This window comes from Leptospira mtsangambouensis (genome assembly GCF_004770475.1).
Taxonomy (GTDB): domain Bacteria; phylum Spirochaetota; class Leptospiria; order Leptospirales; family Leptospiraceae; genus Leptospira_A; species Leptospira_A mtsangambouensis.
Genome location: NZ_RQHK01000017.1, coordinates 350,066 through 376,430 on the forward strand (window position 1 = coordinate 350,066; position 26,365 = coordinate 376,430).

Sequence of the window (26,365 nt, forward strand, 5' to 3'; positions counted from 1 at the left end):
TCTAAAACGAATTATCTTTCTACTTTCCTTTTTTTCTAGATTCAATTTTTCAAAAATTTATTTTTTACCAATGATGAATCGAATATGCAAAAATTTATATCTAGTATTTGCCTTACTAGTCACACCTCTTATTGCTCAAAATCAATCCAATCCTCCAGAGCTTAATTCTGATTCAAAACCAAAATCTTCTTCCCTACTTGGATCAGGATTAAAAGTCATCGAACTTGCTGGAGAATTTGCACAAACACCATCAGAAGGTGGGCCACAATCGGTATCAAGTATTCTCAATTCTTCCCGTGTGGCTGCAAGTTTTGTCAATTCCGGCACGGCAAATAACTTGAACCCACCAGGGATTATTACCGAAAGTGCGGAATCAAGACCAACTTCAACAGTATCACCTCGAATCAAATATTCTCACCAAATCTCTGAAGATTTTTTTATAGGATTGGTTTATGCAAAAGGAGAACATTACAATGATACAAGAACCAGTTTTAGTACAAACGGATTGTATTTGAACGATCGAGTTCGATCAGGGATCAATGAAGTAGGATTTAAAATAGGAGTTGGTCCGTTAAATTTTCTGACCGAAACAAGTTCTCACGAATTTAGTTTTTCTTATTCTGAATTATCTTCCAAAGGACCATTTCAATCCTTTCAATTGAAATTTCCATTTTTAAGAACTGGCGAACAATCTGTAACAGAAGGTTATGCTTTATCAACAGGAACTGTTGAGTTTCGAACTAAAAATTATGGAATGAACTACGGTTTTGTGACTTCAATTACCGATTGGTTGAACTTTTATATGATGGGTGATCTTATCATATTTGCAGGACAATTAAAGCTGGCCTCATACGGGATTGAAAATTCATCAACTGGGACTCTCAATTCAAGTAACCAAGTTGTTTTTAGTACTCCCGTCACCAAAACAGACTTAACGATATTTCAATCAAAAGAAGGTTTGGCTCGCGGACTTGGAGGCGCTTCGGTTTCTTTTGAGATGGGACTTGTTTGGAAATTCTTTGATACCTTTGGTTTAAAGTACGGTGGATTTTACCAAATGTCTTCTTTTAGTGTCTCTGAAGTGTCAGGTTATAATTTAGGACCTGGAAAAACTCCTGTGGAACTCAGCACAGTTCCCAATCTCAATTCCTCACAAAGTGCCAAAGAATATGGTTCTTTTGGAGTGAATGTTTCTATTGTGAAAAACTTTTGATTCTTAACTACTGTCTTAATAGTAGCGATACTGATCGCAAAAATAGGATTCACTCATGAAACACAAATCGATAGAATATGCCCAAAAACTAGACTTCCAATGGCCAACTTCAGATCCATTTTTGTTTTGTGTACACCATGAGGATTTTTATCCCAAAGGGAATGGAAAGTTTGGCCCAGACGCCTCTTTACAAGGAAGACAAATTGGCCAGGACTTTGCTGGCAAAGATGGATGGAGGATGTACCACGGCGAAACCATTCCCGGTTTTCCTGGCCACCCCCACCGTGGATTTGAAACGGTAACCGTTGTCCAAAGAGGTCTGATTGACCATGCCGATTCCCAAGGCGCTGCTGGAAGGTATGGGGATGGAGATGTCCAATGGATGACAGCAGGCGCTGGGATCCAACATTCGGAAATGTTTCCTCTCGTGAATGAATCTGGTGATAATACTTTGGAGTTATTTCAGATTTGGTTGAATCTGCCTGCAAAGAATAAATTTGTAGATCCCCACTTCAAAATGTTTTGGAACGAAGACATTCCAGTAAAAGTGGTAACTGATACTTTAGGCAAAAAAATAAAAATTAAAACAGTCGCAGGATCTTTGTTTGGCGAAAAACCGCTTGATCCACCTCCAGATTCCTGGGCAGGTGATCCGAAAAATGATGTGGGCATTTATATTTTAGATTTGGATCCCGAATCCAGTTTTGTGATTCCCGGAAGTTCTAGTGGCAACAATAGAAACCTATATTACTTCCGTGGAGAAGGCCTAGTGCTTGATGGAGTTGTGGTTCCGGGAAAACATATGTACAATCTAAAGTCGGAAATTGACGTGGAACTAAAAAATGGATCCGAATCTGCTCGTATTTTAATTTTAGAAGGAAAACCCATAGCCGAACCAGTGGTTCAGTATGGACCTTTTGTGATGAACAAACAAGAGGAAATCCAACAAGCCTTTGACGATTACCGCAAAACACAGTTTGGTGGTTGGCCTTGGGATTCTTATGATCCAGTACATGTTGGCAAATCAAGATTTGCAAGACATGCCGATGGCAAAGAAGAAATCCCCACTCAATCCTAAATCGAGTGGGAATTTCCTTAGAGAGTTAAAGGGAAAGTGAATTTTTAACGGTCTGTCAAACAACCCGTACTGGCATCTTGTACCATCTGGATGTATTTCCAAAGATACCCAGAGGTAATCCGGTACGGAGGTTTTTTCCAAGTTGCCCTTCTTTTTTCTAGTTCTTCCGGAGATACAATTAACTCAAGTTTGTTGGTACGCGCATCAATTAGAATTTTGTCACCATCTTGGACTAGGGCCAATTCTCCACCTTCCATAGCTTCTGGTGTGATATGACCCACAACAAATCCATGGCTTCCTCCAGAAAATCTTCCATCGGTAATGAGGGCTACGTTATCCCCAAGGCCTGCACCGATGATGGCAGAAGTTGGTTTTAACATTTCCGGCATTCCCGGTCCTCCTTTCGGTCCTACATAACGAATCACAACCACATGGCCTGGTTTTACTTTACCATCTCGAATTCCTGCGTTGGCTTCCACTTCGGAATCAAAACAAATGGCATTCCCTTCAAACATTTCCCCTTCATGGCCCGTGATTTTTGCCACAGCACCTTTTTTGGCAATGTTGCCGTAAAGAACTTGGATATGGCCTTCTTTTTTGATCGGGTTACTGACAGGTCTAAGCAAATCTTGGTCACTTGGTAGGTCAGGAAGTCCTTCCAAGTTTTCTGCGATGGTTTTTCCAGTCACAGTTAAACAAGATCCATCAATCAAACCTTCGCGTAACATAAATTTCATGATGGCAGGAGTTCCGCCAATGGCGTGAAGGTCTTCCATAAGATACTTTCCACTTGGTTTCATATCAGCTAAAAGTGGAGTTGTGTCGGTTACTTTTTGAATTTGTTCCAAATCAAGTGGAATACCCATTGTCCTTGCAATCGCAATCATATGTAAGGCAGCATTTGTGGAACCACCAAGAATGGTTACCACACGAAGTGCATTTAGAATGGATTTGGGAGTGATGATATCAGAAGGTTTGATATCCTTTTCTAGAAGATTGTACATATACTTTCCAATATTCATACATTCTTTCTTTTTTTCTTCACTACGAGCAGGAGAAGAGGAACTATAAGGCAAACTCATTCCCATCACTTCAATTGCTGTTGCCATAGTGTTGGCCGTATACATTCCACCACAAGCTCCAGGGCCTGGGCAGGAATTCTTAATTACTTCTTTAAAATCTTCTTCAGTGATTTTGCCGTTAATTTTTTTTCCATAAGCTTCAAAAGCAGAAACAATATTTAATTTTTCGCCTTTGTAATTTCCACCATTGATAGTTCCACCGTAAACCATGATGGATGGCCTGTTGAGTCTTGACATTGCCATAATGGCACCAGGCATATTTTTATCACAACCAGCAGTGAAGATAATCCCGTCATAATAATGAGCACCAGAAATTGTCTCAATGGAATCGGCGATAATTTCCCTTGAAGGCAATGAATAACGCATCCCATCATTTCCATTCGTGATTCCATCGCTAACCCCAATGGTGTTAAATAATAAACCCACCATTTGTTTTGTATCTAATACACTTTTCTTCTGTAAGGAAGCAAGAGTGGTGAGGTGCATGTTACAAGGATTTCCATCAAATCCAGTGCTTCCAATTCCAATGAATGGTTTATTTAAATCTTCATAAGGAACTCCAGATCCAATGATCATTGCTTGGGAGGCAGGAAGGGATTCATCTTGGGTAAGAATGCGGCTATATCGATTCAAAGTCATAAAATTCAATTTCCTTCAGATTAAAGACAAAATGTGAGATGGCGAGGTTAAGGAAAGCGGATTTTAGATTTATGGATGAACGATTTCGACCAGGATTTTATTTTCATTGTTTCCTTGTGCAAGGTCCTTTTCCCAATCTTTAAATTCCAAATTCAAACAACTGTTAGCGCGGTCACGATTTGCCTGAGGCAAAAACCCATTGGCTACTATGAGTTTTGCTGCCTTTGCAATTTTTCCTCGAACAGACTCCAACCAAAGGATTTCAGTAAAATTAGCGAACCTTGTTCCATTACTTACTTGGAATCCTTCTAATTCGCAAGATTCTGCAACACGAAATGTATATTGGGATTTAAAGGTATCAGTATTGGCCGTAGTTGTGGCCTTCAAACTCAAAACTCCCGATTGTAAAATAGATTCTTGGCAATCCGTCGTTCTTGTTTGGATGATGCGAGCATCATTGATCATAACATTCACTTCGCTCTGGGTGACAATGAGTTGGTTGACATTGCATACACCAAGAGGCCTTCGGCTACAAAATTGGTTATTCGAAGATAAGGAAGTATTGGTTTTGATACAATTTCCCGATTCACGAATTAAATACAAAGTAGTTAAGTTAAAAGTTTGTTTGTTCTCTTCTTTTTTTTGTTTTTCTTCCCCACTTTCAAAACAAGAGGTTAACATCAAAATGATCGATAATACAATCAGTGTATTTTTCAAAATCGTACCTCCATCCCAATATTGATAAGAGGAATAAAGGCTAATTTTCCATTCGGAGTTTGCGAAATAATGTATGGAGAATTTACAGTATCATAAGTAGGCGCTGGGTTTTGATTCCTTTGGTAGTTTTTTGTATTATCAAATTCGAATCCCGCTTGGTTCCTACGGCCATAAAAATTTACAAATTCAATATAAGTATTGATATAACCCCAAGAATAATTTTCGATCCGATCGATCCTTAAATCAAATTGATGAAATGGTAAAAATCGATCACTGTTATAGTTTCCAGAATAATTTGGAAAATATAAATTTAAACCAAAAGTTGCTGCTTGGTTTGCTCGTGTAGCACTTGTAATGGGAGTATAAGGTGTACCCGAAAAATATCGAAACCTTCCGCCCACCATCCACTCTGGATTAAATTTATAACCAAATACAATATTTAAAATATGAGTTCTATCTAAATCATAAAGTTGTTCTTTATCGTTATTATAAACTACTTCAAATTGGTTATCATCATAATAATTGATATAGTTGGTTCCAATTTTTGATTGGGCAAGTAGCGTTCTGGAATTATTCAATAAAGTTCTGTTTCTTGTTTCATCACTGGATAATCTAGCTTGGTTATTGATTCGTTTGGTGATTGAATTTGTGTAAGAAATCCAACCAAAAAGTCCAGATTGTTCTCTTGGATCTTTTGTTTTTTTAATAAAAATTTCAACACCTTCCGAATGACCATATCCTGCATTCGAATAATTTAGATTTTTGGGTGTGATGGGATTTGCGAGGACTTTGGCTGTCTCATTTACAAAAACCCGAGTGTCATTGTTCAAAGCATATGGATCAACAATGTAGGCATCAGGAACGATGATATTCTGAAAGATATTCCGAAAACCTTCGATTTTAATTTGCCAATTGTTAGCAAACTCCTGGCTGACACCAACGGAATTATGTTCGGAACGTTCCATATAAAGATTTGGATTTCCTGACTTTGCAGACAAGGCCTCAATCGAAACAGGAGCATTGTAATGAATTCCATGGCCAACCATAAACCCTGTTTTTGTGGATTCAAAAAGATAACCACCTGTGATTCGTGGAGCCAAATTGGTTTCATTGCTGCCAGAATAGTTGTCGACCCTTGCTCCTGGTGTTAGGCGAAATCCACCATATTTGAAGGGAAGTTCCGCATAAGCAGATTTTTCCCGGTATCGAATTCTATCTCCATCGATTACGGATCGAAAAGCTGCATTGGAATTTAAAAGATCATTAAAGATATTATAAAATAATCGGTTATAAGAAGAGATATTCTCTCCTTTTAAAGTGGTCTCACGGAACCGACCTTGGACACCCGCTTCTAATTTAAGATGTTCTTCCCAAAGTTCCCATTCAAAAGCATTGTGAACATAGGTTGTGGTATCGGCAGTTCGATTTTGTAATCCAAAAATATTTTCTGCTGTTAGTGGATTCGTAAATCTTAATTCAAAAAATTCATTAAAGGAAGTGCGTGAGTACGATAATGTATTTCGAAATGTTTTTCCTTTCCAAACGTAACGGATGGCATCAGTGCGAAACATTCGATCAAGGCCCGTCGGAGGACGAGGGTCTTCCCCTCCCCTTTCCAAATCTGCTTGGGCTTTGGTATATGCTTGCCTATCTCTTGTTCCAAACGTTTGGATGGAAAGGCGGTGTTCCGAACTAATGTCCCAAATCAATTTCCATTGGTAATCTTGATACTCTGCATACTTTGCATCTTCAGGAATCCCTTGTGGATAGGCCTGTAATAAAACCAAGTTAGGATAGTTTTTCCTTCCCGAACTGATCATTGCTAGACCCGGCAGAACTTTGGATTGGTTATAAATATCTGATAAAAACAAATTAATATTGATGACTGTTTTATTTTCATCAACACGATCAGTACCTTCAATGGCAATGATCCCTCCAGTCGCATAACCATATTTAGCTGGAAAAGCACCTGTAAATACATCAAAGGATTTAATTAAATTGTTATTTAGTACGGAAGATTGGTTTCCCAAATGGAATGGATAAGAAAGTGGAAATCCATCAAAATAGTATTGGTTTTGTCTTGTCCCACCACCGCGTAAGGATAAATCTCCTCTTTCACTATTGGAATATGGATTTCCGGTTAACAAATTGGTTCCAATGTTTGTAAAGACTGATGGTAAAATTCCGACGGGGGTACCAATCACAACACCCGGAATGGTTTGGAGAGCTTTTAAAGAATCACCAGAAACTCCAGGGAGTCGTTTGATTTCGTCTTGTACAAGTCCATACCGAGAAAGAGGAGTTTTGTCTCTTTCTCCGCTGACTAAAATCCCCGATAGGTTTGCTTCTGAGATGGTGACGAGGATCACCTGCCCTTTAAATCGAACTTCGCGGAACACCGATTCGGTTCTGTCGGCAGTAGAGATTTTTATTTCATAATACCCAGGTTCGGGAAATCGAAGTTTGGCGATCCCCTCTTCATTGGAAACTCCGCTGGCTTTGCCTTTTTTTGAAATTACAACAGCATTTGTGACGGGTTTACCAGAATTGGATTTTACAATTTGGAATACAACTTCTAGGTTTCCATCTGCGTACAGAGGTAAAAACCATCCCAAACAAAAAAGATAAATGATCGATTTGGTATATTTCATTTAGAAGTTGGGATCAAACTCTCAGCAATTCGGTAAAGTTCATCCAATGACCTTTTGTCATCAAGCAAACGGTACCCTTGCAAAACCCCTTCGTAGACAAAAAATAATTGTTTGGCGAGTAATCGACAATCCACTTTAGAAATAATATGACCATTTTCCAGAGACTCTTCTAAGTACTCAGCCAAACAATCGATGGTTTTGTGGGCAATTTCCTCAATTTCTTTCAAAATTTCCAATTCGTTTGCTGCAATCTGTGCTCGGAAATTGGCCATCCCACATCCAAAGAGTTGGGATTCTCTCGCTTCCCGGGAAAGAATCCGAACCCAAGCCTTCACAAAATCAAGAGGTTTTGGATTTCGTTTCATCAGAGATTTGAGAAGAGTTAAATTTTCATTCGAATAAATTCTAAGTACTTCCTTACCCAACATCTCTTTTGAGGAAAAATGTTGGTACAAACTCGCTTTGACGGTTTCTGCTTCCCCGACGATTTGATTGAGGCCCGTTTCCGAATACCCTTGTTTTAAAAAGAGTTCCTTGCTCACTTGCAAGAGGCGTACACGAGTTGGTTCTTTTTTCATATCCCTTACAAATTCCAAAATTACAAAAACTAGGCAAACATTATACCAACTGGTCTGTATGAAAAGTTCTTGCATATACATACCGGTCGGTATGTATATGGACCAGGAGCATCCATATGAATTCTGAAATGATATCCATCCATGAGTCTGCCAAAACAACAACGGAGGCCCTAGAAACTAGACATAGCATCCGAGAATATTTACCGGAACCTGTCCCAGATGAAATCCTCCAGAGGATCTTCAAAAAGGCTCTGCGTTCTCCCAGCTGGAAAAACTCACAACCTTGGAAGGTACATATTGTGAGTGGCAATCAGCGAGAAGAGTTGGCATTGGAACTTACCAAAGCAGCAAGGGAGTCCTCCCCCCAACCAGAAACCAATTGGCCAGAATCTTATCCAAGTGATGCCAAAAAACGAATGTTTGATTTAGGGATGAAAATTTACGGAGTGGCTGGAATTGATCGTAAAGACAAAGAAGCAAGGGACCAATTTATGCTTCGAAATTTTGAATTCTTTGGAGCACCAACTGCAGTTTTTATCACTTCTAAATTTGATTTCAATTTCTTTGTCGGAATTGATTTGGGTTGTTTTTTACAATCGATTCTTCTTCTAGCAAGGGAGGAAGGATTGGGAACTTGTCCACAAGCTGCTTTGGGTGCATTTCCCGATGTAGTTCGAAATCATTTGGGACTTCCAAAGGAAGAAAAGGTAATCCTCGGACTGAGCATTGGATATCCAAAACCAGATTCTGAACTCAATCGTTTTCACACCCCAAGGGAATCTGCAGAAGATTTACTTCGGTTTTATTGAAAAAGTAGTTCTGATTCAGAAAGTTTAGTATATGATGATGCGACCAAAAGAATAAACAGCAGGGACACCATGTATTCTAAAACTTTCTGGAATGAACGTTATGCGAATGAAGACTATGTTTACGGAAAAGACCCAAACGATTTTTTAAGAACTCGTTTGCCTAATTTGAAAAAAGGAAGAATTCTTTTTCCTTGCGAAGGGGAAGGACGAAATGCCGTATTTGCTGCAGGACTCGGCTGGGATGTGTTTGCCTTTGACCAATCAGAAATCGGAAAACAAAAAGCAACTGCACTTGCTAACGAAAAAAATGTCACCATTCACTATGAGATTTCTGACGTTTTAACTTATCCCTATGCTCCAGAACAAATGGATATGGTTGCTTTGATCTATTGTCACTTCCATAAATCGATCCGCACAACAGCGCATCGGAATTGTGTTCGGACATTAAAATCTGGTGGAATTTTATTATTAGAAGCATTTTCTCCTGACCAATTGAAATACACATCTGGTGGTCCAAAAGATCCTGATATGTTGTATCAGTTAAAAGATTTGCGAATGGATTTTTCCGAAATGAGTGTTGAATACGAAGAAGCCTTAGAAATTGAACTCAACGAGAGCCCGTTCCATAGAGGAAAGGCAGCCATTGTTCGTTTGGTTTTACGAAAAATATAGGTTAGTTTTTTCTTTTAACTTTTAAAATCCATGATTCTCTTTTTCCGAAAGAAAGGGAGATTCATTTTTATGAAGGTTTTGGTTTCGGTATTTATTCTCGCGGTTTTAAGTTTACAATGTTCCTTCGGTCAAAAGGTAAAGTATGCGGAACTAAAACAATCTTATCCCAAAGTCAATTGGGAAGCACGCAGATCGGAAGCGGTAAAACTTTTATCAGATTTATTGAAAATACCATCCGTTCGTGGAAACGAAATTCAGGTGGCTAAATACATCCAAGCGGTCCTTGCCAAAGAAGGAATCCCTTCTCGTTTTGTTTTTGATCCGAAATATCCAACAAGACCTAATTTGATTGCAGAATTACCAGCGACAGTTCCAAATCCCGAGCCAGGAATCATACTCGCGAACCATTTGGACACAGTCGAATTTGATTCTAAAGAATGGAAGGTAAACCCGCTTTCTGGTACGGTAAGTGAAGGCCGGGTTTGGGGACGTGGTGCCATTGATATGAAAGGTATGGCCGTGATGGAATTACTTGCCTTTCTGGAAATCAAACGATCTGGAATTCCAAGAACTAGAAAAATTATGTATTTGGCTTTGGCTGATGAGGAATCAGGTTCGGAGTTAGGCGGCAAGTATATGACTTCAAAACAAAAACAAGTTTTTGAAGGATACGAGTACGCAATCAATGAAGGTGGTGTGGCTACAAGAGACATTGTGATCCCAGGTTCTACTATCTTTAACATTCAATATGCGGAAAAAGGAAACATTTGGTTACGAGCCAAAATCAAGGGGACCAGTGGGCACGGATCTTCGCCTCCAACTCAATACCCAGCATTGTCCTTAATCCAATTTTTTAATGAAGTCAGAGAACTGGAATCTGATATCCGCATCACCTCAGAAACCGATGCATTCTTTTACCAACTCGGGACTATCAGTTCCTTTCCAAATTCATTTTTTTTGAAGAATGCCAGAAACCCATTGATCAAACCTTTATTACACGGAACCATCCGAAGCAATCGTCACCTAACGGCAATGACCACAAACACAAAATCCATCACAGGTTTTAGAACCACAGAAGGCGAAGGGGGTGAAAACGTAATTGCAGGGGAAGCCTCAGGAAGACTCGACATCAGAACTTTGCCCGGTGTTGATATTGAAGAATTTGCCAATAAAGTAAAAACAATCGCCGCTAAATACAATGCGGAAATTACTTTTACCGATATCAATCCAACCGACGTATCTCCTATCAACACTCGACTTTTTAGTACTTTGGCAGCTGTGTCTGTCAAAAAGTTTCCAAACAGTACGGTAACTCCTTTTCTTTCTCCTGGAAAAACAGACAATTCCTACTTGAGAAGGTTAGGAATTAAATCATACGGATTGATTCCTGCGGTTCTCAAATCGGAAGATATTGATGGGATGCATGGTAAAAATGAAAACATGACCATTGATAACTTAGAATTAGGGACTAAAATTCTTTTTGAAACCTTGGTGGAGATGAACCAGTAAGCGATCAGGAGTTGTGAAGGATGAAAGTTGGCACTGACTCTGATAAGGGTGAGTGCCAAAGAATATTTACTAAGCGATGTTATGCGGAGTTGCCATGAATTCTTTTCTCATTCAATTTCAACAAAGTAAGAATTTAAATTAGAGTTTCTTGTGCATAAAAATTGCTGAAGATGGACAAATGTCTCTAAACTGAGTAGATTGTTGAATAAGATCGGGAGCATTCGCTCTGCTTATTTCTTCAAATCCAAATTTTAAAAAATATTTATCCGCTGTAGTAGTAAGTAAATATACATCCAAGATGTTTTCCGCTCTTGCGTAATCGAGTATTTTATTGATAAGCGACTTTCCAATATTATCATTTCGATAATTCTCTTCAACACAAAGAGAACGAAGCAAACCTAAATTGCCGAATCTCTCCAGTGCAACCGTACCAATAATCTGATCGTTAAATTTTACAATAATGAAATGAATTAATGAATTTGCATGAATATCTTCATTAGGAAGCTTAAATTTTTCTAGAAGGACAATGATTTGTTCTAAATCGGTTTTTTTGGCATTTTTAAATTCTAAGATGTTCATAATTTTAAACGCCCCAAACATATGATAATTTTAGAGGAAATTTCATATAACGAGAATTATGTTTGTCGAAATAGGATGACCTTGCATCCCGTTAACGGACGTTAGTGACTGGCCACGACAGCAAGCGGGAATGTACCGAAACCCAGAGTTTCCCTACTTTTATACAAAGTACACCATTTTTACAAAGATTCTTGCTGAATTTCAGAGGATATGTCAACATCATTTAAAAAGAATCCAAAATAACTAGCAAGTAAAAGAAAAGGTGCATATGGATAATGCTGAAAAGATTTAGTTAATCCGATAGAGACTCCAGCATATGTAAGAGCAACTGTTCTTGTAGGATTAAATTCAGTTCTATCATTTGTTAAGAATTTTAATTTATATTTTTTATTTATAACATCAAGATCATCACAAAAATTGTGATATTTTAATGATTTAGCTAATTTAATACTAAAAGAATACTCAGAAGAACATTTCTCATTACTAAATTTTTCCTTAATTCTCTTTTCATTCATCCCAAAATAAATAGTGTGAATTCCGTAGTAATTTTTATAAAATGGAATTGTTTTTGAGAGTTTAACCTGTATCGACCCAACAAATTTTCCATTTGGGATTTCGATGTTTATTTTATCTCCGATGATTTCTTCAGAAAATGAATATTTTGATCCAAATCTATAACTATCTTCTGAAAAATATTCAATTGATTGAAGTTCAATTTCGATTTCCGTTTTCATTTTTGGAAAATTAACAAGACTTATTTCAATTATTTTATTTTCGTCTGAGGACTTTTGCAATTCTACCTTTTCCAGTTTTAGTTCACTTGCAGTTGAGCAAGCGAAGAAGATTGTAAATATTATCAACAGAAATCTGATTTTTTTCATAAAGTTTAAAATTTGAGTTATTGCGTATCACGAATTAGACTAACCGACTTAAGTTAGACATTATACTTGCGAATGCAAGGGGAATGTGTCGCAGACCAAGTGCTGTCCATGCTGTTATACGCTTTGGTTCTTATTGATTCAAATTAATTTCTTTGAGGATCCAGCCTTCAAAACTTCTCAGAAAGAAAATGTGAACGTTTTTATTTTCTATCATAACACGAAAGTAATAAGCAATTACAGTGTTTTCTTTGTTCTTGATAGGAATTTTTTCGAGAATACTCTTCTCAGTAATTGAGGTTAACCCATTTTGCGAATATAAAAGAAGATCGCTAATTTCATTTTTTGAATTTAAAGTTTCCACTATTGATTTTTGTATATTGAATTCTTTTTCACTTTTTAAAATGAAGTCAGATGAAATATTGGAGGAAATTTTATAAAGATCTTTTGATTTGAGAATATCTATAAATTCTTTAATTTCATAATTTTCATCAGATAGATTGTATCCACTGAAAGTTATTTTAATACTTGAGACTTTATGATTCGTAGTTTCTATACTGAAATTGCTAGTTTTATCATATGAATAAAATTGTATTCCTGGCATTTTTTTGCCAGTGAGTTCATCAATAGAATCTCTTATTTCGTCAGGTTTTCCAAATAATTCTATAATTTTTGAATCATTGTCAGATAGGTTTAATCCATTAATTCCTAGATTGGCTGGATTTGAGTTACCTTGAATTTGTATACCCCATATAAGGTCAGGTCTTGTATTATTTGCTTCCACGATTACAATATGATCATTTATTTTGAAAGCCTCATACCTAAAACCATCGGGAAATTTTTCGGATTTGAAAGGTTTACCAAGCATCTCAGATGCAATGGCCATCTTCTGTCCAAGTTTAATTCCGTATAGTACGTAGAATTTATCTGTTGCAAATAAATTTTGGTTTAGTATCAAAATTAAAAATAGTAGGATTTTTTTGACTTCTTTTTTCATTTTTTACCGTATTAAATTTAGAACTATTTCGCATAACACTGGATATGCGGATTTATTTAAATAGAAAACTCCTATTTAAGCGAATGTAGATACTTCAAGATCCCTTCTTCCCCTCGTTCTTCTGCCAGTTCCGCAATGCTGACTCCGCCTACGGTTTTGACTTTGGTTTCTGCACCGGCTTCTACCAGTAGTTTGACTAATTCTAAATTACCGCGATAGACGGCGCGGTAGAGTGCGGTCTCACCTGTTGTGTTACGAAGGTTGACGTTGGCACCTTTGTGGATCAAAAATTTGGCAATCGCCAATGCTTCCTCATCGACTGCTTTGATTAAGGCGGAATTGCCCAGGGAATCCTTTGCGTTGATCGAAACACCTTCCGCTAACAGTTCTTTGACTAGTTCGAGGTTTCCCTTGTCGACTGCCTGAAAGAGACGTAATTCCAAACTCTTAGGAGCTTTGACTACAGATTCGTCTTCCATACACGAAACACTCATTCCGATGAAAGCCAAAAAAACAAAATAAAGTGGTGCCGAAATTAAAAATCGACTGGATAGAAATTGTAACATCGGTTTTAGTCTAATGGTTTAACTATGAAACGTCGATCCATTTTTCCCAACAGTTTCCGGTTCCTTCCCATAATTGGGGTAAGTCTATTTTTTGTTTCCTGCCTCACCATCATCAGTCCGGGTGAAGTTGGGCTTATGTGGCGACCATATAGTAGTGGTCTTAGCCAAAAACCCCTAGAATCTAGGGTCCAAACTTATATGCCTTGGAATAGTGTTTATGTTTATTCCATTCAGTGGGTGAGTCACCAGGAAAAAGTAGAAGTCCTCACTCGTGACGATTTAACAATTACAGTGAGTGCTGCCATCATCATCCGGCCAATCGAAAACGAAATTTACGAATTGGAAATGGAAATTGGAAGGGGTTACTATGAGAAGGTGGTCAAACCTCAATTTCGCACTGCCATAAGAAATATTTTGTCTGCATATAATATGGTTTCGATATCCAAAGAAACACCGAATGTTTCTGCCCAAATTAAAAAGTCCCTGGCTGAGAAGTTAAAAGATAAACATGTCGAAATTGATGATGTGATTATCGATGATGTAGAGTATAGTCCATCCATATTAAAAGCTATCGAAAGTAAACTTACCAAACAACAAGAACAAGAACAAATGAAGTTCGAAATCAATATTGCTAAACGAGATGCGGAAATTCAACAAATCACTGCTGATGGTAGAGCGAAGGCCGTTCTTATCGAAGCAGACGCACAAGCGAAAGCGCAAAAGATGATTTCTGAATCTTTAACACCAAAATACATTCAATTGAAAGCAATGGAGAATCCAAATAATAAATTGATTTTTGTTCCCAATGGAAAAGATGGATTGCCGATTATTGTGAATCCGGAGGGGAAATAGGGTAAGTTTTTCGATTCAAATTTTCATTCTTTAATGAGAAAATGAAAACGATCTCTTAGTTGCAACTTTACTGAATTTAGCAGAAAACAAAACTTCAACTCAATTTAGAATATAAATTGAGTTGAATCCATCAAATCTCCCTTTGCTTTAAAATACTTACGATATTTGTCATTTACAAAAGCTAACTCATTGCAATACGGTCAGTAAAAATGAAAATATAAAAGTTACAAATACATTACCATCTAATTACAATTACACTTATTCATTAATCATTTTTTTTAAAATATTATCGCAATTATACCACCTAGCCTCTGAAAGTTGACGTTGCATCTAGAATGACCAAAAGTTTCTAGATGAAAAATCTAAATTTTGTATAATAAATTACTAAAAAGATAAATCAGTAAATTATTATTTATTAATTTAGAAAATTCAGATAAAAGGTTAAAAAAATGACACTAACGTCGGTTAAAAATAAAATCAATATCAGAGTTGGAATTACATTTCTGATATTAAGCATGTTCTTCACACAATTTTGTATTGGAACTGAAACAAACAAGTCAAAGGACACTGGCAGTCTTTCTTTATTAGGTCTGACTATTGGTTCTAACGATCAAAACGTACCATTGCTTGTCGGCGAAGGAACCAAAGTGACATCGATGATTAAAGCAGATGATGGCGGAACCATCCAACTTGGAAAAGAACTTAGCTTTGTAATTCCTCCAAATTCTTTAGATAAGGATACGGAAATTACGATAGAAAAAACTGGAAAAGCAGATTCCAATATCCAATTTAAATTCTTTGGGCAAGGGTATAAATTTTCTCCACCGGGAACTCAGTTTGCAATGGATAAACCAGCTTCCTTAGTCGTAACCTATGATTCATCCAAAATTTCAGAACAGAATCTAAATCTGAAATCACAACAAATGTTCTACTACGATGAAACTAGTAAGTCTTTTGTTGGCGTCCCAACATCGATTGACTATGCAAAAGGTAGTCTTGTAGCTCAAGTAGAACATTTTACAAGTTATGCATTATTTGCAGTTCCATCTGCAGCTGGAAATAACTCGCCCCTTATTACTCTACAAAGTCCTGTCCCAACTCAGATTCACGCAGACGCACCAATTTATATTCGAGCCGATGTTAGAGACATTGACTTGGATGGATCCATTATAGCTGTCAAACTTTCTTATAAAAAGTCAACATCTGCGACCTATACGAATGAGGTAGCAATGCAACCTGAAAACAATGTCTCGATATCACCTACGAGTCGATATGTCTATTTGATCCCTTCTACATTCTATACAAATGCAGACAAACTGGCAGGAACCACTCTAGATATTAAGATAGAAGCTTGGGATAATAAGTCGCTTAAATCTACAGCTCCCGTTGTCACAAGCTACACTGTGAATCACAACTGCTTGCCGAACACTTTGCGTACAAACTTAACTGGAATTCAAAATATTAGTGCAGGTTTTCAGAGAAATCTAATTCTCTCTTGCAGAAATGAGGCAACCAATACTTATCTTACGGGACAGTATCTACTTCCTGAAGAAGTAACGGCAATCAATAATGTTGGTAAACTAGATAAACCAGGTAGTGCAGGAACTCTCTTTACTGCGACGAAAAGTGATTATGTTAGTTCAGGGAAAGTACAATTAAAGCTGTTATCTTCAGTTTCAAATTCGGTTACTCAAGACTTTACCATTCTACCAGGGAATGTTCAAACGCTCGCTTTCTATGAAACTGATGCATTTGGAAATAAGATTGCATCTCTTTCTAAAACGAATGAGCCACAAACTATTTCCATGAAAGAAGGAAATGTGAAATATTTTGCGATAGAAGGTCAAGACGGGTATGGAAATATCGTCACCTACTTTCCTTGGTTGAATGCAGATTGGAATGTTCCTACCAATGGAGATCTGGGAACTCTAGATAGAGATACACCCACAAGTTTAGTTGTAAATCTTTATACTCTGGATGCAAAAGTTGGTTTTTCCAATATGGTCGCGAGCATTGCGGAGGGAGCTATACAATTAACCCAAACCATCCAAATCCTTTCTAGGCAACTCATTGATGTAAGGTCCAATTTTAACGATGCAACGTATCCAGGGGCAACACATTTTGGTTCAAGTCCAGGAAGTATAATCTCAGATGGGGATTCTGCATACGCAGTCTTTCAGCAATCGCAAGGATTGAGTGCCTATTTTTCAAGTTCAGAACGTTTAAGTGCTTATAGAATTTCCAAATCATCAGGTCTAACACCTTTGGCACCTGTCTTCACTTATGGTACACTTGGAAACAATGCGATAGCTATTCTTTCAATGGCGATGGCAGGTTCAATACCCTATGTTTTGTATAGCACTGCACCTGTATTAAATGGTGATGCCTCACTTGCCAATGGAGATATCAAACTCTATGTTAAAAAATATGATTCAAGTTCCAGTACCTGGTTGTCTGTAGGCTCAATGATAAATTCTGAATTGAATGGATTAATTTTTAGCTATTCGATTGGTATGAATGGTGCAGATCCTTGGGTCGCTTACACCTCATTTTATTCGAACGGCCCAGAACTTCCGAGCACTGATTTCTCGATCATAGTGAAAAGATTCAACGGTTCAAACTGGGTGCCCGTTGGTTCTAGTTTAACAAGTAATACTCCATTGAAAGTAAACATTCAATTCGACGGATCAACACCTTACGTTGCCTTTAATGAAATCGATACCTTAGGCAAATCTAAACTTTACGTGAAAAAATGGAATGGTGTTTCATGGATTCCCGTTGGTGGAGAATTAAATTTGGGTCTGACATTAAATGCTTCCCTTCATGATTTTAAGGTATTTGGAGGAAAACTTTACATATCTTTCGATTCTGATGGCAAATTAAATGTGAAGACTTTTGATGGAACAAACTGGTTATCTATTGGAAGTACAAATCTTAATTTTACTGCGAGTACTACTGTAAACTCATCAAATCTTGAATTCAATCCTAAAGGTACAATATACTTAGGCTGGAGGGAGTCAACTGGCGTTACTTATCTGAGCCATTTCGTAGGATCTACTAGAAAAATAGATTATTCAAATAATCAAATCGGTGGAGGAGTATTCGATTTCTGTTTCATTGGTACAAATCCTTACATAGTACAAACTGATGGCCAAAGAAGTTGGATAAGGAAATACGAATGAATCTCAGTGTTTTGAGGAAAACTTTTTTGGTATCAAGCTAGACAGATACAAATGAAAGGAGAATCAATTTGGAAAGCTAAGCATGAAAGCTTAGCTTTCCTTTTCATTTATTTTTTTTTACTAAAACCCTTCTGTTTTCTTGGCGATTCTCTTAATATCTAAAATGAAATCTAAGTCTCCCGAAAGAAGGAGACCCCGCATTAACGGGGCCATTGGTTTTTAGAACTTATACCCCATTGACATAGAGAAGGAAACCCCTTCACGATATGATCTGAAAAGTTTTTCTTCATTGAGTAATTCATCTTTCACATAGATTCTAAATCTTTGGTCTGTTACGTTTTTAGCTGCAAATTTAAAATCAAGTTTATCGTCCATTTTATGGGAGAAAACAATATCTGTTAGACCTACTCCTCGTTCATAAGCATCAGGAGTTCCGTTCGCACCAACAACAAAGATTCGATCACCGAAGTAGTTGTAGTATAAACCAATTGTGGTTGTTTTTAGTTTATTCAAATATACATCAAACTTCAAGTTTGCTACGAAATCAGACTGTCCTTGTAATGGTCTTCGAATGTTTGTGGGATCGTAAGAAAAACTTCTATCAATAGGATCTAACAATCCAGCTTTAGAAACTGTATATTGTTCCCAAGACACGACGTTCACAAGGGATTTAATAAAGAATACGTTAGTTTCAAATCGGAAACGATCGAAGAATTCTCTTCTGAAATCTAACTCCACTCCTCGTATGGTTGCTCGACTAGCATTCGCATAAGTGAAGAAAGGTGAAATTTGACCGGCCACTGGCTGTCCAATTAACTCAATCGGATTCGAAAGGTCTTTGTGAAACATACCTGCACCAATGTAGTTTGCTCCGCCCATAAAGTATTCATAACGAAAATCAAAGTTATGAATGTAAGTTCTTTGGAGATTTGGATTTCCTCGGATACGATCTCCACCAAAGTATGGAGTAAATGCAAACGGAGACATTTCCCGAAAATCCGGTCTGGTCAGCGTTTGAGTATATCCAAATCGTAAATTTTGATCTTGAAGAAACTCATAAACAAAATTCGCACTTGGTAAAATATCTTTGGTTCGAATTTCACCAACACCGTTATTATCAGCGGCACAAATGTTATTCTTTACTAAAAGAATTCGTTCTCCTTCCGAACCCGTATCACAACCATAACCTGGTTTTCTAACATCAAACTGTTCTTTCAGAACAAATGTTTTTACTTTTTGATAAGAATCTTCGTACCTTGCTCCCCCAATAAATCTAAACTTTGGGAACAATGGAACATCAAACTGAGAAAAATAGGAATGTAACTTTTGATATGCGTCATAAGCATTTGGCTCTACTTGTCTCTCGGAGAAAGTCCTATTTGCAAGACCTGTACTATTTGTTCGCAAAAATTCCAAAGGATTATAAACAATTTCTCCAGGAACCGGATATAAATCAGTTGCGGAGGCTCCTACGTTTGATTTTGATCCAAATTCGCGAAAGGTAAATGATTTGAAGCGATCCAACGCGGAACCACCAAATTTAAATGAAGACTTAAGTCCGTTCCATTGGTCAAAAGGAATCTCATAAGCTACACTAAAACTTCTGACGGTATCATTAGAAGTAGAGTAAAACCTCGAACCATCAGGGTTATTCCCAAGCCTTGTTGGAACAGTAGTTACCGGACTTGTTTGAGATCTTCGCCATACTTGTTGTGTCAAATTCGGCTCATCTCTTTTGGCTTCTCCATAGTTCACTTGCCAATCAAGTGTATGTGGTCTACTCAAAGATCCCAAGTTGATTGCATGTTTTCCACCGAAACTTGAATTAAATAATTGTCTGCTAATGAAATCATTGGTTTGAGAGAAGAATTGAAAATTATCAATGTTATTGGTTCCAACAGATTCTCTTACTGATTTCTCAGATGAAACTGAATAGAAATTCTTTAGAAAAAATTGTTGGCCGCTCATCGGCTCATATGCAAAGTTTAAATTGTTTCCAAACAAACGATCTTCGACATAAATGTCTGCATCCTGTGTCTGTAATGGCGTAACAGTCGTTAAATCCTTAACAGTTAAAGAAACAGGGTTTCCAGGAACGTATCTTACATCTTTTTGACGTCTAAATCGATAATCGACGGAATGTGTAGTTCCAAATATAACGCCAAGTCTTTGCCCAGATTCAGTTAATTTAAAAGTATTTCCTACAGTTAGGTTAAAGTTTTTATCATATGGCGCCTTTGTCGTATCAGGTGTCCATTGTGAAGGAAAGGTAACGGCACCAAGGTTGATTAATGAAGGATTGATTCCTCCAAAACGACTCCCTGGCTCAAATGGCAGAAAATCAGGCACTGCCTTAACTGCGGAAGGGAGTTCTTGATTAGCAGTCGGTCTTCCAAAAAAATCTCCACCATCAAATGTTTGCCATTTTTTTCGTGTTGTATTCCCATTATACCCAACGCCGAATCCAACCTTCATTGTAAATTCGTCTGGATACTCTTTTGTTTCAATTTTAACAAGTCCACCAGAGAACTCAGCCGACTCTTCCGGTACAAATGTTTTGATGACACGAATATTTTTAATTAAGTTGGCTGGAAACAAATCTAGTGGTACAACCCTTTTGTCTGGTTCTGTAGAAGGAATATAAGCATCGTTTAAATAAGTTGATGAATATCTTTCACCTAATCCGCGAACAAATACATACTTACCACCAATGAGCGTAATTCCGGTGACTCTTTTGATCACATCGCCAGCAGATGAATCTGGAGATTTTTTAATCGATTCTGCACCAATTGCATCGGAAACTGTTGCTGATTTTTTCTGTACTTGCAGTAAGGAAGCATCCGATTCATTGATCGCACGATCTTTCACTTCAACAGTTTGTAACACTTGAGCACCAAATGTTACATTCATACTAACAGGTTTCCCCGCAGATACGACAATCGTTCTGTTTTGCGGGCCATAACCATACATTTGGTATTCTACCTGATAAGTACCCGGAGGAAGTTCTAAATTATACTTTCCATCAAAATCAGTTTTGGCAAATTTTTTCTCTGATCGAACAACGATAGTAGCACCAAAGACCGGTTCTCCGTTTTCTGAATCAATGATAGTTCCTCGAATTGATCCATTACTTTGTGCATATAAGCCAAAAGTTGAAAAAAAGACCAATAAGGATAAAGTAAGAAGAGTCTTGATTGATTTCATAAATTCCTTCAGAGCCAAGCTTCTAGAATTTACGTGTACGTAAATGAAAAGGGGATTAGATTGAGTTACGTTTATGTGAACTAATTATTACAATCAGATTACAATAATCAAGGTCCTATCACTCCAACTTTATAACCTGATTTTGTTTCAAAGACCATTTTGATTTGATCAAGGACAATAACTTGATTACCAACAAGGATCTTTATTGTCTTCGGTTTATGACCTGCAAGCTCACCATAGATTCTTGGTTTTTCCCAATCAATAGAAGAGATTCTAAATTTTTTGCTCTGGATGCGATTCTTGATTTCTGTGATCGCAAATGATTCTCTTGTTTCTAAAACTTTTTTATATTCAACCAACGGTGTAGTATCGAGAAGAGTGCCTTTGCCCAAAGTATTCGGAAAAATCACATTTAGTTTTTCTTCCCAGCTCACATAATATTCGTTTAATGATTGATTTTGAATTACTTCGTTCAAAAAATTTTGAACAGCAAGTTCTTTAGATTTAGAAGACTTAATCCAATCACCTTTCTTTAAACCTTTCTCTTTGATAAGTTGATGATCTTTTTCGACTCTAAGAATGACTTTTTGATTTTCAGCTTCCATTTGTTCGCGCCAATCTTCTTGGTTACAAAATGAAAAACTTAAAAGGGAGAGTATAAGTAGGAGATTACGCATCATAACATCTAGTGGCCTTAGGTAAGGCCACTAGGTAAAGTTTTAATTTAACTATCTTGCTCGATAAACAGTCCAGTCTTTATACCATTCAGTGGAAGCACCACCGACATAAGTTCCAGAAAGTGAACTGATCGTTCTGTAGTCAGGTTTTGAATCTCCAAAACCACAATCTGCTGTCGATCCTTCAGAATTAATTGGGGTTGCTGTGATCGTAGTCGAACCAGTTGGAGTAATCGCAGTTGTTTTTCCATTTTGGTAAGCAAGGTTAGAGATGGTTGCTGTCACTGCTGGATATGTTCCAGATGTTGACGTACTAACTGCCGCTGCATCACCAAAACCGAAGATAATCGCTCGATTGATTGTTCCCGCAAATCCTTCTCTCAATCTCATCCCTTGGCCACCAGATATCCCTGCACCAACTAGAGTTACATTCGTAATGGTTGGGTTCGTGCAACGACCTAGGTTATTCGTAGCGCAGTTACCGCCAGTTGTTACATCAGTTCCATCCATTTCAAATCCGTGCGGATCGGTTGAGAAGGAACCACCACAAGATGATGGGTATTTATGACCAATTAAGTTTGTCATTGTTCCTGTGAATGCTTCATCTAAGTCGAAGTCGTCATCCAATCCACCAGTTGCTAATAAGTTTGACCATGTCCCAGATCCACCCCAAGCTTCAAATCCATCATCCAATCCTCTATGGACTTGCACAAAACTAAGGACAGACTTAGAAGAATAAATTGACATGTTATTCAACTCATCTCCTGGTGCCACCTCGTTCCCAGCAAATTCTACAATGTTATAAGACATATTCAAATTTTCAATATCGGTAGTAAGGTTTCCACCATAACCGGTCGGATTTGTTCCCTCTGTGTTTGAACTTCTCGATGCACCACTTGTTCCAATGACAACAATTCCACCCCAGTCTCCAGGAAAACGCGATCCAAGTGCTGCTGCAGAAGACCAACAAATTGGATCAGCAGCTGTTCCGTTCGAAACTAACTTTGCTCCTTGTTTGAAGAATATGGAAGACCCTCTTTGGCCAAAAACTGCAGTTCCAGGAGTAACATTGATTGTTGCACCAGATTCCACAGTGACAGTTCCTTGGAGAAGGATACCACCAGACCAAGTCTCAGAGCCAGTAATGGATCCTGATTTAATTGCAGGACCACCAGCTAATCTGCGCCCATCACAAACATTCTCACCAACTGTTGGATTAACAATTGGATATTCTCCTTTAACAAAGACTTTAACTGCTTTAACAGTGATCGAATAACCAGTATTACCTGATAGGGAGACTTGGTTCGTATTTGTCCTGTCATCTAAGTTCAAGTTTACTGACAATATTCCAGGCGCGCCAGTTACATTTGTATAATCACTAGCAGGTAGGTCCAATATGTAAGTCGGCCCCACAGCTGCCCCCGAACACGCATTCGCATTTGATGCAGATGCAGCATCATTTGGAGTGAATGTTAGTACACCAGTAAGAGATGAAACTTTAAATAAAACAGTGAACTCACCATCTACTGTACCGCTAGCAGGTGGTGCACCAGCTGTAGCGCATGTAGTAAAGTCGGAAATAGTGGATTGACCACTTGATAAGTATCCTCCAGTAAGGGTTACTTTTCCATCTTTCATAGGTAAAGTATCCCCTCCACGCAATGTACCAGTTAAGACAACAGTGTATTCTGGTTGGTTCAGCAATGCTGCTAAGCCAAGAAACATAGCAGTATCATCTTTCTTCTTTCCTGGGCAATTGATCATCGTGAATCCCAACATCACGATGGAAAGCAGCACCAGACTTTTTTTGAATGAATTTTTCATTTTAAATCCTCTTTCGAAAAAATCGAATTTCTTTGGCTAGCGGGTCTTCCCGATAGGGATTCGCAAAAAATTCTCCCTCTAGCTATAGAAAACTATGTTCTTTATATATTACAAGGGAATGACAAGCTGGTGAAGGTTTTATGAAGGTTTGGTGAATGAGGCTAATTCTTGAGTCGATTTAGAATTTTTGTAAGATTACTTTTGATGCGACGAATTTGATCAGCAGTTAATTGGAGTTCGCCTTTTTCAGCTTTATCGATGACAAGCTCTGCTTTGTTCACAAAGGTAATCGCTTCCTCATCGACGGCTTCTTTTGATTTTTGTTTATCGCGATAGGCATCTAAGGCCTTTTGGACATCCAAAAGTTCCTTCGATATCCCACCGATTGCGATATTTAGTTCAACTATGTTTTCATCCATAAGTTAAGATACTCAATTCACATAAAAAAACTTTGATGGTATCTTTCTTTTCTATTGATACAACACATCGATAAACTTTTTTTTTGCTTCCAAATGTTCTTTAAATGTCGCAGAAAAATAATGAGATCCATCTGGTTTTAAAAGGAAAAATAATTTATCTGATTGCATTGGTTTAAAAGAGGCCTCTAACGCCGGTAAGCCTGGATTAGAAATTGGTCCGGGTGGCCATCCACCATTGATATAAGTATTATAAGGGGAAACAATCTTTAGGTCCGATTCAAAAAGCCTTTTTTTAGGTTTATCAAACAAATACTGAATGGTAGCACATGATTCCAAATTGATATTTTTTTCGATGCGAGTGAGGAAAACACCTGCCATCATTGGTCGTTCTTCTTTTCTTACTGCTTCTCTTTCCACAATGGAGGCTAACACTACTCGAAAATGAAGATCTGCTGGTTTGATATCCTTTGCTTCTGGAATAGATTCTAGTTTTTTATAGAATCGTTTGATCATCATCTCAGTAATTCTTTCTAAGGGATAATTCAAAGGAACAGAATATGTTTCTGGAAATAAGTATCCCTCTAAAGTTTTTGCAGGGATATTATATTTTGTAAGGAGTGCCTGACTTTGGGTTACTTTCAAAAACTCTTCGCGAGAAATCGCAAGTTTTTTTGAGACTAATAAATCTCCAATCTGACGGTTGTTATATCCTTCAGGAACAGTGAAGTTAACTAGTTTAACTTTTCCAGAAATAATGACATCCAAAATCTTGCGGGAACTCATCCCATCATTAATATCATAAACACCTTGTTTGATTTTGTTTCCAGCTCTTGTGAACTTCATCAAATAATTAAAATACACAGAGGATTTGATCATGCCGGCAGCAGCTAACTCTCGAACGACACTTGATGATGGTTCTCCAGAATCAATGATGAGTTCATATTTATTTTGACCATCGCCGACAGCCCCACCTTTGATTTCATCAACGGCAAAAAAACCAATCAAAGCTAAAATCAGCAGCAAGGAAACACCAAGTCCTGAAAGAATCAGGTATTTTTTAAGTTTCGAATTCATTCCATCCCCATTCTCTTTGTTATATCGACAATTACCAAATCTTTTTTAGGGTCTCACAACCGGTTCCATTTCCAATTGAACAAAAAATGTTTCAAATACTCGTTGTCTCACTGATTCTGCCATTTCTAAAAGTGCAGAAGTTGTGCCCTTTATATTGATTAGACCTAAACAATGGTTCTCGGAGATGCCCACTCCTCCGGGATATTTTGACCCTTTTTGAATTCCAGAATTTTCAATAAGCCAGGCTGCAGAAAGTTTTTTAAAGCCAGCGGATTCTGGATAAATTGGAGGATTGTCAAATCCCCTTTTTTTGGCATTTTCTAAAAATAAAACAATCTCATTTTCATTTAAAATTGGATTCATAAAAAATGATCCCACCGAACGGGTGTTTTGATCATTTTCATCCAATACCATTGATTTTTTTTTCCGTAGGTCAATGACCAAATTTCTAATAGCCTCTAATTGAACAATTCTTTGGTCGATTCTATACGTATTTGAACTGTTAGAAGAAAACTTTTCTAGTTCAATCTTTTCCCATGCTTTTTGAACTTCCGGATAACGGAAACATGGTGGAGATAATTTTGATAATTGGAAGGTAACAGAAACGACAATATGTTCTTTATAAATTCCTGATTTGAACTCACTATTTCGATATCGAAACTTACAATCTTCATTTGAGATTGTCATTAGGTCTCCAAATTTGTTCATACATTCAACGTTTACAATTGAGTCTTTTACTTCTTGTCCATAGGCTCCGATATTTTGGATCGGGGATGCACCAACAGACCCAGGGATACCTGAAAGGCATTCTATTCCAGCTAATCCTTGTTTTACTGTATATTCAACAAATTGATCCCACGGCACGCCAGCACCCACTTGATACAACGTACATTCATCGTTTGTATCCAAACAACGAATTCCCGGAATATTCATTTGAAACACAACTCCAGGAAATCCAGAGTCCCGGAAAATTGTATTGGAGCCGCCACCTAAAATATAAAAAGATTGGTTTTGGCTTTTAGAAAAATCTAAGGCTTTCGCTAGGTCTTCTTTTGTTTTGATCGAAATGAAATAATCTGCCTTGCCACCCAAACGCAACGTAGTGAACGGGGCCAACGGAATATTGTTCTGGACCAACATAGTTCCAATAAAAAGTTTCCGCAAA

Annotated in this window: 21 protein-coding genes; 7 read left to right on the plus strand and 14 right to left on the minus strand. The window is 37.6% G+C overall.

Annotated features, from left to right (window positions below; all coding sequences use genetic code 11):
• The first annotated feature begins 70 nt into the window (after positions 1-70).
• Positions 71-1,213, plus strand: coding sequence for a hypothetical protein (locus EHR01_RS14105; RefSeq protein ID WP_244310123.1), 1,143 nt, complete (start codon positions 71-73; stop codon positions 1,211-1,213).
• Positions 1,214-1,268: 55 nt separating this feature from the next.
• Positions 1,269-2,291, plus strand: coding sequence for a pirin family protein (locus EHR01_RS14110; protein WP_135695544.1), 1,023 nt, complete (start codon positions 1,269-1,271; stop codon positions 2,289-2,291).
• A 44-nt stretch (positions 2,292-2,335) separates the two neighbouring features.
• On the opposite strand, the gene ilvD is transcribed toward EHR01_RS14110, so the two are convergent.
• From ilvD to EHR01_RS14130, 4 genes are all read right to left on the minus strand, one after another.
• Positions 2,336-4,012 (minus strand): dihydroxy-acid dehydratase, encoded by a 1,677-nt coding sequence (gene ilvD, locus EHR01_RS14115; protein WP_135695546.1) that lies wholly within the window; start codon positions 4,010-4,012, stop codon positions 2,336-2,338.
• Between the two features lie 69 nt (positions 4,013-4,081).
• Complete coding sequence (locus EHR01_RS14120) at positions 4,082-4,693, minus strand: hypothetical protein (RefSeq protein WP_135697356.1); 612 nt, start codon at positions 4,691-4,693, stop codon at positions 4,082-4,084.
• A 32-nt stretch (positions 4,694-4,725) separates the two neighbouring features.
• Complete coding sequence (locus EHR01_RS14125; RefSeq protein ID WP_135695548.1) at positions 4,726-7,380, minus strand: TonB-dependent receptor plug domain-containing protein; 2,655 nt, start codon at positions 7,378-7,380, stop codon at positions 4,726-4,728.
• Positions 7,377-7,958 (minus strand): TetR/AcrR family transcriptional regulator, encoded by a 582-nt coding sequence (locus EHR01_RS14130; protein ID WP_135695550.1) that lies wholly within the window; start codon positions 7,956-7,958, stop codon positions 7,377-7,379. The genes EHR01_RS14125 and EHR01_RS14130 overlap by 4 nt, the downstream gene beginning before the upstream one ends.
• A 116-nt stretch (positions 7,959-8,074) precedes the next feature.
• Here EHR01_RS14130 and EHR01_RS14135 point away from each other — a divergent pair, with 116 nt between their 5' ends.
• The 3 genes from EHR01_RS14135 (at position 8,075) to EHR01_RS14145 (ending at position 10,948) form a co-directional block, all read left to right on the plus strand.
• On the plus strand, positions 8,075-8,767 hold the full coding sequence (locus EHR01_RS14135) for a nitroreductase (protein WP_135695552.1): 693 nt from the start codon (positions 8,075-8,077) through the stop codon (positions 8,765-8,767).
• 69 nt (positions 8,768-8,836) lie between these two features.
• Complete coding sequence (locus EHR01_RS14140) at positions 8,837-9,439, plus strand: class I SAM-dependent methyltransferase (RefSeq protein WP_135695554.1); 603 nt, start codon at positions 8,837-8,839, stop codon at positions 9,437-9,439.
• Between the two features lie 69 nt (positions 9,440-9,508).
• The gene (locus EHR01_RS14145; RefSeq protein WP_135695556.1) at positions 9,509-10,948 is read left to right on the plus strand and encodes a M20/M25/M40 family metallo-hydrolase; all 1,440 of its coding nucleotides are present in this window, start codon (positions 9,509-9,511) and stop codon (positions 10,946-10,948) included.
• Between the two features lie 138 nt (positions 10,949-11,086).
• Here EHR01_RS14145 and arsN2 read toward each other — a convergent pair whose 3' ends face one another.
• From arsN2 to EHR01_RS14165, 4 genes are all read right to left on the minus strand, one after another.
• Positions 11,087-11,527, minus strand: a complete 441-nt coding sequence (gene arsN2 / locus EHR01_RS14150) for an arsenic resistance N-acetyltransferase ArsN2 (RefSeq protein ID WP_135695558.1) — start codon at positions 11,525-11,527, stop codon at positions 11,087-11,089.
• 179 nt (positions 11,528-11,706) lie between these two features.
• Positions 11,707-12,408, minus strand: coding sequence for a hypothetical protein (locus tag EHR01_RS14155; RefSeq protein ID WP_244310124.1), 702 nt, complete (start codon positions 12,406-12,408; stop codon positions 11,707-11,709).
• A gap of 130 nt (positions 12,409-12,538) precedes the next feature.
• Positions 12,539-13,402, minus strand: coding sequence for a hypothetical protein (locus EHR01_RS14160; RefSeq protein WP_135695560.1), 864 nt, complete (start codon positions 13,400-13,402; stop codon positions 12,539-12,541).
• A gap of 71 nt (positions 13,403-13,473) precedes the next feature.
• Positions 13,474-13,881: an ankyrin repeat domain-containing protein gene (locus tag EHR01_RS14165; RefSeq protein ID WP_135695562.1), complete on the minus strand. Its 408-nt coding sequence runs from the start codon at positions 13,879-13,881 to the stop codon at positions 13,474-13,476.
• 111 nt (positions 13,882-13,992) lie between these two features.
• On the opposite strand from EHR01_RS14165, the gene EHR01_RS14170 reads away from it, so the two are divergent.
• A complete protein-coding gene (locus tag EHR01_RS14170; protein ID WP_135695564.1) occupies positions 13,993-14,820 on the plus strand; it encodes a prohibitin family protein in 828 nt (275 codons plus the stop codon).
• A gap of 449 nt (positions 14,821-15,269) precedes the next feature.
• A complete protein-coding gene (locus EHR01_RS14175) occupies positions 15,270-18,002 on the plus strand; it encodes a hypothetical protein (protein WP_135695566.1) in 2,733 nt (910 codons plus the stop codon).
• A 219-nt stretch (positions 18,003-18,221) separates the two neighbouring features.
• On the opposite strand, the gene EHR01_RS14180 is transcribed toward EHR01_RS14175, so the two are convergent.
• The 6 genes from EHR01_RS14180 to EHR01_RS14205 form a co-directional block, all read right to left on the minus strand.
• Positions 18,222-21,206: a TonB-dependent receptor domain-containing protein gene (locus EHR01_RS14180; RefSeq protein ID WP_135695568.1), complete on the minus strand. Its 2,985-nt coding sequence runs from the start codon at positions 21,204-21,206 to the stop codon at positions 18,222-18,224.
• Positions 21,207-21,313: 107 nt separating this feature from the next.
• Positions 21,314-21,811 (minus strand): hypothetical protein, encoded by a 498-nt coding sequence (locus EHR01_RS14185; protein ID WP_244310125.1) that lies wholly within the window; start codon positions 21,809-21,811, stop codon positions 21,314-21,316.
• A 123-nt stretch (positions 21,812-21,934) separates the two neighbouring features.
• On the minus strand, positions 21,935-23,707 hold the full coding sequence (locus tag EHR01_RS14190) for a hypothetical protein (RefSeq protein ID WP_135695570.1): 1,773 nt from the start codon (positions 23,705-23,707) through the stop codon (positions 21,935-21,937).
• A gap of 161 nt (positions 23,708-23,868) precedes the next feature.
• A complete protein-coding gene (locus EHR01_RS14195) occupies positions 23,869-24,126 on the minus strand; it encodes a hypothetical protein (protein WP_135695573.1) in 258 nt (85 codons plus the stop codon).
• 51 nt (positions 24,127-24,177) lie between these two features.
• Complete coding sequence (mltG, locus tag EHR01_RS14200) at positions 24,178-25,200, minus strand: endolytic transglycosylase MltG (RefSeq protein WP_135695574.1); 1,023 nt, start codon at positions 25,198-25,200, stop codon at positions 24,178-24,180.
• A 45-nt stretch (positions 25,201-25,245) separates the two neighbouring features.
• Entirely contained in the window at positions 25,246-26,340 is a 1,095-nt protein-coding gene (locus EHR01_RS14205; RefSeq protein ID WP_135695576.1) for a UDP-N-acetylmuramate dehydrogenase, read from the minus strand.
• Positions 26,341-26,365: the final 25 nt, after the last annotated feature.